This window comes from Skermanella sp. (genome assembly GCF_059503625.1).
This window is the reverse complement of record NZ_JCACHA010000683.1, coordinates 1-12425: the sequence shown is the minus strand read 5'-3', so window position 1 is coordinate 12425 and position 12425 is coordinate 1. Positions and strand designations below refer to the sequence as shown.

Below are 12425 nucleotides of genomic sequence, written 5' to 3'. Positions count from 1 at the left end.
AGACCGTTCTGTATCATCTGTCAACGAGAATTATCCGATGGGACTTATGCAGGACCAAGCCGCCAAATCCGCCCGCACCCGCATCCTCGAAGCCGCCGCCGAGCTTTTCTACCGCGAAGGCATCAGGGCGGTCGGCATCGATGCCGTCATCGCCCATTCCGGCGTCGCGAAGATGAGCCTGTATAGAAACTTCGCCGGAAAGGACGAGCTGGTCGCGGCTTTCCTGGAATATCGCGACCAGATCTACTGGACATGGTGGGACAAGGTGACGGCGCGTCATCCGGGCGACGCGCGGGGCCAGATCAGGGCAATCTTCGAAGCGGTCGGAAAGCGGACGGCCAACCCGGATTACCGGGGCTGCCCCTTCATCAATACGGCGGTCGAGTTCCCGGACCCCGATCACCCCGGCCGCATCGTCGCCCTTGCCAACAAGCTGGAACTGCGCAAGCGCCTGCGCGGACTTGGCGAGATGGCCGGCGCCCATGATCCGGCTATGCTGGCCGATCAGCTTCTGCTCCTGATCGAGGGGACCTATGTCAGCGGCCAGACCATCGGGGCGGAAGGCGTCGGACAAAAGGCGGCCGCAGCGGCGGCGGACATCCTGGTGGAGGCGGCTTGCGCGGAACGACGAGCCAATGATTCTTAACTATAAATCAATGAAACGCCGTTAATCCTTCGATGAGGTGAAGCACGCCGCGCAGGATGGTTTGCGCGGCTGGACTATTGCGGGAGGTTGATAGGCTTGGATGGCTGGGCTGTTTGACCACCTGTCCAACATGATCGCCCGCTTCCGCGGCAAACCGGAGGTTTCTTCCGCTGCCGAAACCGCATCGGTGGCGGCGCGCCGGCTGGGCATCGGAGGACATCCTGCACCGCCGCCGGTACCGGAAACCGAGTTCCGAATCCAGGACGGGCGTCCCTCCGGCACCCGCTCCACCGAAGGCGCCCTAGCCGATCTGCGCCACGCCATGGCGGAAGCGGACAAGCGCCAGGCCCGGACCGATACCGATGCGGCGCTCCTGCTGGCGGTATTGCTGACGAAGGGACACGGCCTCAACCGTGCCCAGGCGCTCCAGCTTCATGACGACCTGATGCGCGGAAGCCTGCGGGAGGCGGATCGCAAGGCTTTGCGCGTTCTCTACAAATCCCTGCATGGCCGCGAGTTCACCTGCCGCGTTCCTGCGGCACTGATGGACTGAGCCTTGGTTTAAAAGTTAGATTAAGGAAATCAAACCTTTACCGGTGTGGAGCGTTAAATGTCGGGCTGAACTCACCGGTCAAGCTTCGATGGCGGCGGTATCAGCCCTTGCTCCTGCTCCGGTCCTGTTTACAGCTTTGCAGGATCGCGCCGGACACCGGCCGTTCGATCTGAAGCCATTCCGGATGATACCGTGCCGCGTGAGCCAGCATGGCAAGCAGGCAATCGACTGCGTCTTCGGGCGTCAAGTTGCGCTTTCGCTCCATCAGGACGCGGATAGCGGCCCGATAGGCCTCACCGGGATCGGAGTTCATGCCCCTGGCATAGGCATAAGCGGTGACCACGGCTCGTATAAGCTCGTCTGAAGCGGTCTGCTCCATGGGCGCGACATCCCAGCTACGACATGTGGCGCAAGTTTGGCAGAAATATAGAAAAAACCTGAAGTACCCAATCGTACGTCTGCTGCCTGAACGCGTACGTCTGCGGTAAAGTCATATTACGCAGGCGCCCAGGCCGTCGCGGGCGACGGTCATCATCCGCTGCTGGATCACGTTGGCGCGGCTGGCGATGTAGCGGGTCGGCTTGGCCGGGGACCAGCGCAGGGGGTTGGGCAGGACCGCGGCCATCAGGGCCGCCTCGCGCCGGGTCAGGCCGGCCGCCGGTTTTCCGAAAAAGGCATGGGATGCCGCTTCGGCCCCGTAGATGCCGTCACCCCACTCGATGATGTTCAGATAGACTTCCATAACCCTCGCCTTGGGCCAGAGCAGTTCCATCCAGAGGGTGAACCAGGCCTCCAGCCCTTTCCGCAGATATGTCCGGTCCTGCCAGAGCCAGGCGTTCTTGGCGGTCTGCATGGAGATCGTGCTGCCGCCGCGCAATTGCCCACCGGCAAGGTTGCCCTGCCACGCCTGCCGCATCGACGCCCAGTCGAAACCGGCATGGCTGCAAAACAGGGTATCCTCCGACGCGATCACCGCCTGGGACAGGTTGGGTGAGATCTCGTCCAGGCTGCGCCAGCTCTTGTCGATACCGGCGCCTCCCGCCATCCGGATCAGCATCAGCGGCGTGCCGGGGGGCGGGACGAAGCGGTAAAGGGTGACCCAGCCGACCGAGACGGCGGCGAGCGCCACCCCCATCACGAACAGGAAGCGGAGGACCTGTCGCCCGGATACGGCCCTGGTGACGCGCTGGGCGAAGGTCATGGAGGCTGGGGCACGGGAAAGGACAAGGCGGGGACCGGACAGTGATCGACGGGAGCCGCATCATAACCGCCCGTCCGGTCGAGGCAACCTCCACCTGTTCCGCATCGGCACACTCGCGCGGAGCGTCCCGGCCTTCTATACTGCCGCCGTAATGGACATCGTTCAATCCTCAGCGCCTACGCGGCGCCTGCTGTTGCCGGATGCCCCGGCGCTCGTCGCCGGGGCGCGGAAAGCCGTCTGGCTGACTTCGGACGGCGAGGTCGAGACGATCGACCTGGGCGAAGCGCGGCTGCGCCTCCAGCGCGACGTCCTGCTGGTCTGCCACGCCAAGGCGCTGGGACGGCGGCTCAACGCCGACCGCTTCACGGCGCTGGATCTGCTGGAACTGTTCGCCTTCGTCCATCCCGCCCGCTTCGTCGTGCCGACACCGCGCGGGCTGGCGGAGGCGCTGGGACTGCCCAAGCCGGACGGCGCGGAGGACGACGCGCTCACCCTGATCCGCGCCACCCGCCAGCTCCTGACCGACCTGTCCGACCCGGACTTCGAGGAGAAGTCCGATCCCGTCGCTATCGCGTGGTTCATGGGCGGCGGAGGCGGCGGCAGCCAGGGCTACAGCTGGCCCTGGGCAAGCTTCGCGCTGTCGGCGCTGGGAGCGCCCAACGGGCCGCCGGGGCGCCGCGCGCTCGGTGCCTTCCAGGTCTGGAAAGCGATGCCGGAATGGGAGGACGAGGCGCCGGAGCCGCCGCCGGGCCAGCTTCCCGTCCACGCCAACGACGCGCGCCGCCGTCTCGCCGATCTTTTGCAGGCGAGCATCCAGGGCAAGGCGGCGGAGCCCCGGCCGCAGCAGTCCGACTACGCCAGCGCCGTCAGCACCGCTTTCACGCCGCGCGCCAATCCCGGCACGCCCAACCTCGTCCTGGCGGAAGCCGGGACAGGCGTCGGCAAGACACTGGGCTATCTGGCCCCGGCCAGCCTGTGGGCGGAGCGGAACCGGGGGACGGTGTGGATTTCCACATACACCCGCAACCTTCAGCACCAGATCGACGGCGAGCTGGACCGGCTGCACACCGATCCGGCGGTCAAGTCGCGGAAGGTGGTGCTTCGGAAGGGCCGCGAGAACTATCTGTGCCTGCTCAACCTGGAGGAGGCGGTCGCCAGCCTGCCGAGCCAGCCGATGTATGCGACGGCGCTGGGCCTGATGGTCCGGTGGGTGGCGGCCACGCGCGACGGCGACATGCAGGGCGGCGACTTTCCCGGCTGGCTGCCCGATCTGGTCGGCCGCGCACGGACCATGACGCTGGCCGACCGGCGCGGCGAGTGCATCTATTCCGCCTGCCAGCACTACCGCAAATGCTTCATCGAGAACACGATCCGCCGGGCGCGCAAGGCCGACATCGTGATCGCCAACCATGCCCTGGTCATGATCCAGGCGGCGCTGGGCGGTGAGGACGCCGCCCTGCCGACCCGCTACGTCTTCGACGAGGGGCACCATGTCTTCGACGCGGCGGACAGCGCCTTCGCCGGCCACCTGACCGCGCAGGAAACATCGGAGCTGAGGCGCTGGCTGCTGGGCGCCGAAGGCGGCCGTACCAGCCGCGCCCGTGGCATCAAGCGCCGGGTGGAGGACCTTGTCGCCGGCGACGAGGAAGGGCTGGCGATGGTCGATGCCATCGTCCACGCCGCCCGCGCGCTTCCGGGGGAAGGCTGGGGCAACCGCCTGACCGACGAGATGGGGACGGGGCCGGCGGAAACCTTCCTGCTGATGGTGCGGCGGCAGGTCCATGCCCGCGCCCATGGCCGCGACAGCTTCTACAGCCTCGAGACGGAAACCGTCGAGCCGGTGGAAGGTCTGGCGGCGGCGGCTCAGGAGCTTGAGAAGGCGCTCGGACGTCTCCAGGTGCCGCTGGAGCATTTGGCGAACCGTCTGGCGGCGCGGCTCGACAACGAGGCGGCTGAGCTTGACAGCGACACCCGGCGGCGGATCGAGGCGGTCTGCCGAAGCCTCCAGCGGCGCGGCAGCGTGACGCTCAAGGGCTGGCGCGACATGCTGAAATGCGTCGGGCAGCCGACTTCGCCGGGCTTCGTCGACTGGTTCGGCATCGAGCGGCAGGACGGCCGCGACATGGATGTCGGGATGTACCGGCACTACGTCGATCCGACGATACCGTTCGTAGCGACCGTCGGATCGCAGGCCCACGGCATGGTCGTGACCTCCGCGACGCTGACCGACGGCACCGGCGATGTCGAGCAGGACTGGATGGCGGCTTCGGTCCGGACGGGGGCCGTCCATATGGCGTGGCCGGCGCTTCGGGCCAGCGTGCCGTCGCCCTTCGACTATCCGGCGCGGACCAGGGTCATGGTGGTCAACGATGTCCGGAAGGACGATCTGGTGCAGGTCGCGGCGGCCTACCGGGAACTGTTCCTGGCGGCGGGCGGCGGAGCGCTGGGCCTGTTCACGGCGATCAGCCGGCTCCGTGCGGTCTACCAGCGGATCGCCGAGCCGCTGGAGTTGGCGGGGCTGCCGCTCTACGGCCAGCATGTCGATGGGCTGGACGTCTCGACCCTGATCGACATCTTCCGGGGCGAGGAGCAGGCCTGCCTGCTCGGCACCGATGCGGTCAGGGACGGCGTGGACGTTCCCGGCCGGTCGCTGCGCCTGATCGTGTTCGACCGCGTGCCGTGGCCCCGGCCCGACATCCTGCACCGTGCCCGCCGCGAGGCTTTCGGGGCGAAGCGGTATGACGACATGATCACGCGCCTGCGGCTGAAGCAGGCGTTCGGACGGCTGGTGCGGCGTGCCGACGATACGGGGGTGTTCGTCCTGCTAGACCCCATGATGCCGTCGCGGCTGGCCGGGGCTTTCCCCGAGGGCGTGGAGATGCAGCGAGTCGGTTTGGCCGAGGCGGTCAGGATGACGCGGGAGTTTCTGAATCCGGGTTGAACCTCATCCGGAACGTGGCGCCCTGACCGTTCTCGAATATCGGGGTGCCGCCGAGCTGGCCCGCCAGAGACCGGATGATCTGCATGCCGAGGCCCTTGCCTTTCGCTACGTCGAAACCGTCGGGCAGGCCTACTCCATCGTCCATGATCACCAACTCGCGGAACCCGGCATCCTGATCGGTCAAGGTGATGCGGATCGTGCCGGAACGGCCATCGGGAAAGCCGTGCTTGAAGGCGTTCGACAGCACCTCGTTGACGATCAGGCAGAGCGGGATGGCATGGTTCAGCGGGAACCACGCGTCGCCGACGTCGATCCGGACCGCGACTTGCCCCTCCGTCCCGTAGGCGCTTTGGAGGTTGTCGGAGAGCTGGCCCAGATAGGTGGCGAAGTCCACGTCGGTCAGCTCCTTGGAGCTGTAGAGCAGGTGATGGACGAGGCTCATGGCGTGGACACGGTCTACGCTCTTTTGCAGCGACTCCTTGGTTTCCCGGTCGGACGAGCGTGCGGCCTGGAGACGAAGCAGGGAAGTTATCACCTGAAGGTTGTTCTTGACCCTGTGGTGGACTTCCTGGAACAGCGTCTCGAGCTGCGCATTGGCGGCGGTAAGCTGCTTCGTGCGTTCCTCTACCCGCTGTTCCAGATCCCGCTTCATCTCCCGGTCGGCCGCGGCCTGCCGGACCGCCATGGTCGAGAGCGGCCACAGGGCCATGCCGGCGGCGCCCGCGACGACCCAGTAAACCCAGATCTCGGCGGTCCAGGCGCGGGTGATATGCTCGTTCGCGACGGCGACGCTGATGTAGAGGGGCAGGCGTTCGACCTTGCGGAAGGCGTGGACGGGGCTTTTCCAGTCCGCGACATGGGACAGCGTCGTCATCCCGGCGGCGGAACCCTGCGGCAGCGGCAGGTCCGGCAGCGGATCGGGCTGGCCCGACTCCACGCGCGTCAGGATCGAGCCGTCCGCCGCCCGGCGCATGGTGATGACCGGATCGAGCCGCAGGTCCAGCGAGCCGTAGAACGACGTGAAATATTCCAGGTCGATCGTCAGCGACACCACTCCCCGGAAGCTGCCGTCGTCGGCGGAAAGCCGGCGGCTCAGCAGGAAGGTGGGCTTGTTGGTGACGCGGCCGATGATCAGGGAGCCGACGAACAGGCCGCTGTCCGCTTCCCGCTGGGCCAGGAAGATATCGCGGTCGGATGCGTTGCTCGGCGGCGTGGGGAGCGCCACCGTGCTCATCCGCAACTGGCCGCTGCTGTCGTTCAGCCAGATATTGTCGATATAGGGAAAGCGGTCGCTGAGGCCCCGCAGCCGTTCCCACAGCACCAGATCCTTCGACAATGTGTCCCAGTCGGCCGCCTTGACCGCGTTGCTGGCTTCCAGCAGGGCCAGATCGGAGGCTTCGAACAGGCGGGTGGCATGGTCGGCCAGGAAGAAAGCGGCGTTGCCGGTGGTGCGTTCCGCTTCGAGCACGAGATTGCGCCGGCTGTCGTAGATCAGCCACGAGACGGCGGTAACGATGACCAGCATCGCGAAGATGCTGAGATAGATGGCGCTGGCGGTTCGTCCCGGCCGAACCAGCGCCCATCGGCCATCGGCCTTAGCCGGTGCCAGCGATGATGTCGGCAACTGCTTTGCGAAGGTTTTCGACGCGGAAGGGTTTTGCAATGAAGCGGGCAGTCCGGATCTGCGGGTTGGGGGTGAAGGTTTGGTTGCCCGAGACGAATATTACCGGAACTTCCCTTCTCCCCGCTATGCGTTCCATCGCCCGGATGCCATTTCCCTGCCGAAGCTGAATATCGGCGATCACCAGGTTCGGCAATGTGGCGTCCGCTTCCCGCACCGCGTCCGCTTCGGTGTCGACCACCGCGCAGACTTGATGGCCCATGTCCTCGACGAGGATCTGGAGCTCCAGCGCCACCAGCGGCTCGTCTTCCACGATCAGGACCTGTGCCCGATAGCTGGATTTCACCGCCAGGAGGCGGGGGTCCGACGAGAGTTGGCTGGCAAAGCGGTTTGGGAACATGACCATCGTTAAAGTTTAAGGGGCATTGAGGGCTGGTTTGAACGAAGCGGATCTATCCGGCATTTTAAACCCGGAGGCGCCTGATTGTTCCGAGGCTTGAACAAAAATGTGGTCACGCCGGAGTGTCCGATGTATCAATCGATAGGACTATGATAGGTCTGCCCCGATGCCTTGTCGAGCCGGACGAAGGGCGGTCTCGTTCGGTCCCGGCACCGGGCTACGGACTTGAAGAGCGGCCCTGGCGCGGGCACATAGGCGCGGAACACCTGACAAGGCATATCCATGATCGACCATCACGCCGCGCTGATCTACACCATGGTCCTGGTATCCGCCTCGGATGCCGACATGACGGACGCGGAGCTGAGCACCATCAGCGAAACCGTCCGCTACCTGCCGGTCTTCCGCGACTTCGATACCGAAAACCTGACCCGCATCGCCGGGGATTGCACCCGCCTGCTGGGCGAGGCCGACGGTCTCGACACGGCGCTGGAGGAGATCAAGGAAGCCCTGCCGAAGAAGCTGCGGGAGACGGCCTATGCCGTCGCCTGCGACGTCGCGGCGGCCGACGGCTACACGACCCAGGAGGAACTGCGGCTGCTGGAGCTGCTCCGCGAGGTCCTGAAGATCGACCGGCTGAACGCCGCCGCGATCGAGCGCGGCGCCCGTGCCCGGCACATGACGCTCTGACCGCTCCCGCCCAGGGCTACTTGCCCTTGGTTTCCGTCGGCTCGTTGGCGTCGGGGACGGCGGCCCTGTCTTCGACGTCCTTGGCCGATTCCTCAGCCTGCGGCTGGCCGCCTTCGCGGGTCTCGCGCTCGACCTGCTGGCCGTTGATGCCGACCGGGTTCTCGCGCAGGTTCTTCAGCGCGGAGGCGGCGTCGTCCTGGTTGCCGGAATTGTCCACCGGGTCGGGCGAGCGCGTTCCCTGCGGCGTCGAACCGGGCTCGAGGCTGCGGACGACGTTGGGGTCCTCCGTCAGCGTTTCCTTCTTGATGCCCTGGGCCTGTGCCGCATAAGCGGCCAAGATCAGCATGGCGGCGCCTATCGCGATCGGCATTCTGTGCAAGATGCGGCTTCCTTTCGAATTTCCCGGCCCGAAGTCCGTGATGAATATGTCTTCCAGACAGCCGTAAACAGCGGCGCACCCCGTTGGTTTCTTATGCTTTCGAAGGTGCGACTTTTCGTTCCCTGGCGTGTTGACCCCCCGTTAGGGCGCGAAGCGCTTGGGTGAGCATAGGGACGAGTGGATATGGCATCGGATCAGAAGAAGACCGGGACCGTGGAACGCCGGGACTTCCTGAAGGCCGTCGGACTGGCCGGAGGCGCTGCGGCGGTAGCAGTGCCGCTGGCGGTGACCGGCGCACAGGCGGAGGAAAGCGCAGAGGAGCGGGTCAAACCCCGCTACCAGGAAACTCAGCACGTCAAGCAGTTCTATGCGCTGAACCGGCTTTGATGAGGAGAACCGTCCAATGCTGGTAAAGAGACGCGCCGCTTCCGCCCAACGCTCCTCCCTCGCATCCACCCTGACGGCGGCCGCCGCCAATGCCGCCGGCCCGCTGGACCGCCGGACCTTCCTCCGCAACTCCGGCCTTGCCGCCGGCGGCATGGCGGCGCTGGGCGCCTTGCCGCTCGCCACCGTGAAGAAGGCCGAGGCCGGACCGGTCGATCCCGATATCGAGGTGACCCGGCGCAAGAGCATCTGCACCCACTGCTCGGTCGGCTGCACGGTCATCGCCGAGGTCCAGAACGGCGTCTGGACCGGTCAGGAGCCGGGCTGGGACAGCCCGATCAGCCAGGGCACGCACTGCGCCAAGGGCGCTTCGGTCCGCGAGCTGACCAAGGGCGAGCGCCGCAACAAGTATCCGGTCAAGCTGGAGAACGGCGAGTGGAAGCGGATCACCTGGGATCAGGCGATCGAGGAGATCGGCAACAAGCTGCTGGAGATCCGCGAGAAATCCGGCCCGGACAGCGTGTTCTGGCTGGGCTCCGCCAAGTTCTCCAACGAGGGAGCCTATCTGTACCGCAAGTTCGCGGCCATGTGGGGGACCAACACGGTCGACCACCAGGCCCGCATCTGCCATTCCACCACGGTCGCCGGCGTCGCCAATACATGGGGCTACGGCGCCATGACCAACAGCTACAACGACATCCAGAACGCCAAGGCGCTGATGATCATCGGCGGCAACCCGGCCGAGGCGCATCCGGTGTCGATGCAGCACATGCTGCGGGCGAAGGAGCATAACCGGGCGCCCTTCATCGTCATCGACCCGCGCTTCACCCGCACCGCCGCCCACGCGACCGACTTCGTCCGCATCCGCCCCGGCACCGACATTCCGCTGATCTGGGGCATGCTGTGGCATGTCTTCGAGAACGGCTGGGAGGACAAGGAATTCATCCGCCAGCGCGTCTACGGCATGGACGAGATCCGCGCCGAAGTCGCCAAGTGGAACCCGCAGGAGGTCGAGCGCGTCACCGGCGTTCCCGGCGACCAGCTCCGCAAGGTCATCGAGCTGATGGCCAAGAACAAGCCTTCGACCCTGATCTGGTGCATGGGCGCCACCCAGAAGACGGTCGGCACCGCCAACGTCCGGGCCTTCAGCATCCTTCAGCTGGCGCTGGGTAATATCGGCGTCGAGGGCGGCGGAGCCAACATCTACCGGGGTCACAGCAACGTCCAGGGCGCCACCGACATGGGCCTGGACGTCACGTCGCTGCCGTCCTACTACGGTCTGGCCGAAGGCGCGTGGCGGCACTGGGCGCGCGTCTGGGAAGTCGACTACGATTGGGTCAAGAGCCGCTTCGCCTCCAAGGAGCTGATGGAGACCAAGGGCATCCCGACCACCCGCTGGTTCGACGCCGTGCTGGCGAAGCCGGGCGAACTGGACCAGCCCAACAACATCAAGGCCTTCGTCACCTTCGGCCACGGCGGCAACACGGTCACCCGGATGCCGGAGATGCGCCGGGGCCTGGAAGCGCTGGAGCTGATGGTCGTGGTCGATCCGCACCCGACCACCTTCGCGTCGGTCAGCGGGCGCAAGAACGGCACCTATATCCTGCCGGCCTGCACCCAGTTCGAACTGGCGGGCTGCCGCGCCGCATCCAACCGGTCGCTCCAGTGGTCCGATCCGGTGGTCGATCCGATCTTCGAGTCCAAGGACGACTACGAGACCATGTACCTGCTGGCCCGCAAGCTGGGCTTCGCGGATCAGCTGTTCAAGAACATCACGGTCGACGGCACCAAGCCGCGCGCCGAGGATATCCTGCGGGAGATCAACCGGGGCAGCCTTGCGACCGGCTATACCGGCCAATCGCCCGAGCGGCTGAAGATGCACATGGAGTATCAGGCCGACTTCGACAAGATTTCCATGCGGGCGACCAAGGGGCCGTGCAAGGGCGAGTACTACGGTCTGCCCTGGCCGTGCTGGGGCACGCCCGAGATGAAGCATCCCGGCTCCGCCGTGCTCTACGATACCTCCAAGCATGTCATGGACGGCGGCACCACCTTCCGCGCCCGGTTCGGGATCGAGCGCAACGGCGTCAGCCTGCTGGCCGACGGCTCCTACACGGTGGGGTCGGAGATCACCGACGGCTATCCCGAGTTCACCATGGCGGTGCTGAAGAAGCTGGGCTGGGACGGCGACCTGACGGCCGACGAGATGGCCGTCATCAACAAGATCGGCGGCGACAGCGTCGATCAGGTGAGCTGGATGACCGACCTGTCCATGGGCATCATCCGGGTCGCCTTGAAGCACGGCTGCGTCCCGCACGGCAACGCCAAGGCTCGGGCGGTGGCCTGGAACCTGCCCGACCCGGTGCCGGTCCACCGCGAACCGCTCTATACCCCCCGGCGCGATCTGGTCGAAAAGTATCCGGCGCTGGACGACCGCCGCGACTTCCGCATGACGCACCTCGGCAAGAGCATCCAGGCGCGCGACGTGTCGAAGGACTTCCCGATCATCCTGACCTCCGGCCGTCTGGTCGAGTACGAGGGCGGCGGCGAGGAAACCCGGTCCAACGCGTGGCTGGCCGAGTTGCAGCAGACCATGTTCGTCGAGGTCAACACCAAGGACGCCGAGCGCCTTGGCGTCCGGCACAAGTCCGACGTCTGGGTCTATGGGCCGGAATACAACAGCAAGGTCAAGGTGATGGCCTTCGTCACCGACCGCGTCGGGACGGGCGTCGCCTTCATGCCGTTCCACTTCTCGGGCCACTGGGAAGGGGAGGACCAGCGCGACAAGTATCCGCCCGGAACCGACCCGATCGTGCTCGGGCACCCGGTCAACGCCGTCATGACCTATGGCTACGACCCCGTGACGTTCATGCAGGAAACCAAAGTGACCCTCTGCCGCATCGAGCCGGCCTGAGCGGGAAAGATATAGCCATGGCAAGAATGAAGTTCCTTTGTGACAGCGACCGTTGCATCGAGTGCAACGCCTGCGTCACCGCCTGCAAGAACGAGCACGACGTTCCCTGGGGCATCAACCGCCGCCGCGTCGTGACCCTGAACGACGGCAAGCCGGGCGAGAAATCGATCTCGATGGCCTGCATGCACTGCACCGACGCGCCCTGTGCTGCGGTGTGCCCGGTGGACTGCTTCTACACCACGGCGGACGGTGTGGTGCTGCATTCCAAGGAGCTGTGCATCGGTTGTGGCTACTGCTTCTACGCCTGTCCGTTCGGAGCGCCGCAGTACCCGCAGACGACCAACTTCGGCGGCCGGGGCAAGATGGACAAGTGCACCTTCTGCGCCGGCGGTCCGGAAGAGGACATGACCATGGTCGAGTACCACGGCTACGGCACCAACCGGCTTGCCGAGGGCAAGCTGCCGCTGTGCGCCGAGATGTGCTCGACCCGGTCGCTGATGGCTGGCGACGGCGCGATCATCGCCGACATCTACCGCGAGCGTGTGGTGCGTCGCGGCTACGGCTCCGGCGCCTGGGGCTGGAACACCGCCTACGGCCAGACCGACCAGGGCGTTTGACCGGAACGGGAGGGAGAAACCACGATGCCGATGTTCTACAGGTTGCTTCAATCCGCTCTCATGGCCGCTTTTCTGGCCGTGT

General features: G+C 65.9%; 12 protein-coding genes. 7 read left to right on the top strand and 5 right to left on the bottom strand.

Annotated features, from left to right (window positions below):
• On the top strand, window positions 1–646 hold a 646-nt coding region (locus tag AC5JJ6_RS22215), incomplete at its 5' end, for a TetR/AcrR family transcriptional regulator (RefSeq protein WP_496044153.1).
• A gap of 100 nt (window positions 647–746) precedes the next feature.
• Window positions 747–1199 (top strand): hypothetical protein, encoded by a 453-nt coding sequence (locus AC5JJ6_RS22210; protein WP_496044152.1) that lies wholly within the window; start codon window positions 747–749, stop codon window positions 1197–1199.
• A gap of 100 nt (window positions 1200–1299) precedes the next feature.
• Here AC5JJ6_RS22210 and AC5JJ6_RS22205 read toward each other — a convergent pair whose 3' ends face one another.
• Entirely contained in the window at window positions 1300–1578 is a 279-nt protein-coding gene (locus AC5JJ6_RS22205) for a hypothetical protein (protein WP_496044151.1), read from the bottom strand.
• A 111-nt stretch (window positions 1579–1689) separates the two neighbouring features.
• Entirely contained in the window at window positions 1690–2400 is a 711-nt protein-coding gene (mtgA, locus tag AC5JJ6_RS22200) for a monofunctional biosynthetic peptidoglycan transglycosylase (protein ID WP_496044150.1), read from the bottom strand.
• A gap of 151 nt (window positions 2401–2551) precedes the next feature.
• Here mtgA and AC5JJ6_RS22195 point away from each other — a divergent pair, with 151 nt between their 5' ends.
• Window positions 2552–5341 (top strand): ATP-dependent DNA helicase, encoded by a 2790-nt coding sequence (locus AC5JJ6_RS22195; RefSeq protein WP_496044154.1) that lies wholly within the window; start codon window positions 2552–2554, stop codon window positions 5339–5341.
• On the opposite strand, the gene AC5JJ6_RS22190 is transcribed toward AC5JJ6_RS22195, so the two are convergent.
• Together AC5JJ6_RS22190 and AC5JJ6_RS22185 are read right to left on the bottom strand one after the other, a co-directional pair.
• On the bottom strand, window positions 5307–6965 hold the full coding sequence (locus AC5JJ6_RS22190; protein ID WP_496044149.1) for a sensor histidine kinase: 1659 nt from the start codon (window positions 6963–6965) through the stop codon (window positions 5307–5309). The two genes, AC5JJ6_RS22195 and AC5JJ6_RS22190, sit on opposite strands and share 35 nt — an antisense overlap.
• Entirely contained in the window at window positions 6937–7275 is a 339-nt protein-coding gene (locus AC5JJ6_RS22185; protein ID WP_496044148.1) for a response regulator, read from the bottom strand. Before AC5JJ6_RS22185 ends, AC5JJ6_RS22190 begins: the two co-directional genes overlap by 29 nt.
• Before the next feature lie 369 nt (window positions 7276–7644).
• Here AC5JJ6_RS22185 and AC5JJ6_RS22180 point away from each other — a divergent pair, with 369 nt between their 5' ends.
• Window positions 7645–8049 carry a tellurite resistance TerB family protein gene (locus AC5JJ6_RS22180; RefSeq protein ID WP_429645207.1) on the top strand — a complete coding sequence of 135 codons (405 nt, stop codon included), beginning with the start codon at window positions 7645–7647 and terminating at the stop codon, window positions 8047–8049.
• 16 nt (window positions 8050–8065) lie between these two features.
• Here AC5JJ6_RS22180 and AC5JJ6_RS22175 read toward each other — a convergent pair whose 3' ends face one another.
• The gene (locus AC5JJ6_RS22175; RefSeq protein WP_496044147.1) at window positions 8066–8428 is read right to left on the bottom strand and encodes a hypothetical protein; all 363 of its coding nucleotides are present in this window, start codon (window positions 8426–8428) and stop codon (window positions 8066–8068) included.
• A 183-nt stretch (window positions 8429–8611) separates the two neighbouring features.
• Here AC5JJ6_RS22175 and AC5JJ6_RS22170 point away from each other — a divergent pair, with 183 nt between their 5' ends.
• Genes AC5JJ6_RS22170 through fdh3B form a run of 3 tightly spaced genes read left to right on the top strand, consistent with a single transcriptional unit; the run spans window position 8612 to window position 12343 of the window.
• Entirely contained in the window at window positions 8612–8815 is a 204-nt protein-coding gene (locus tag AC5JJ6_RS22170; RefSeq protein ID WP_496044146.1) for a twin-arginine translocation signal domain-containing protein, read from the top strand.
• Between the two features lie 16 nt (window positions 8816–8831).
• Complete coding sequence (locus AC5JJ6_RS22165; RefSeq protein ID WP_496044145.1) at window positions 8832–11726, top strand: molybdopterin-dependent oxidoreductase; 2895 nt, start codon at window positions 8832–8834, stop codon at window positions 11724–11726.
• Window positions 11727–11743: 17 nt separating this feature from the next.
• Window positions 11744–12343 (top strand): formate dehydrogenase FDH3 subunit beta, encoded by a 600-nt coding sequence (gene fdh3B / locus AC5JJ6_RS22160; RefSeq protein WP_496044144.1) that lies wholly within the window; start codon window positions 11744–11746, stop codon window positions 12341–12343.
• Window positions 12344–12425: the final 82 nt, after the last annotated feature.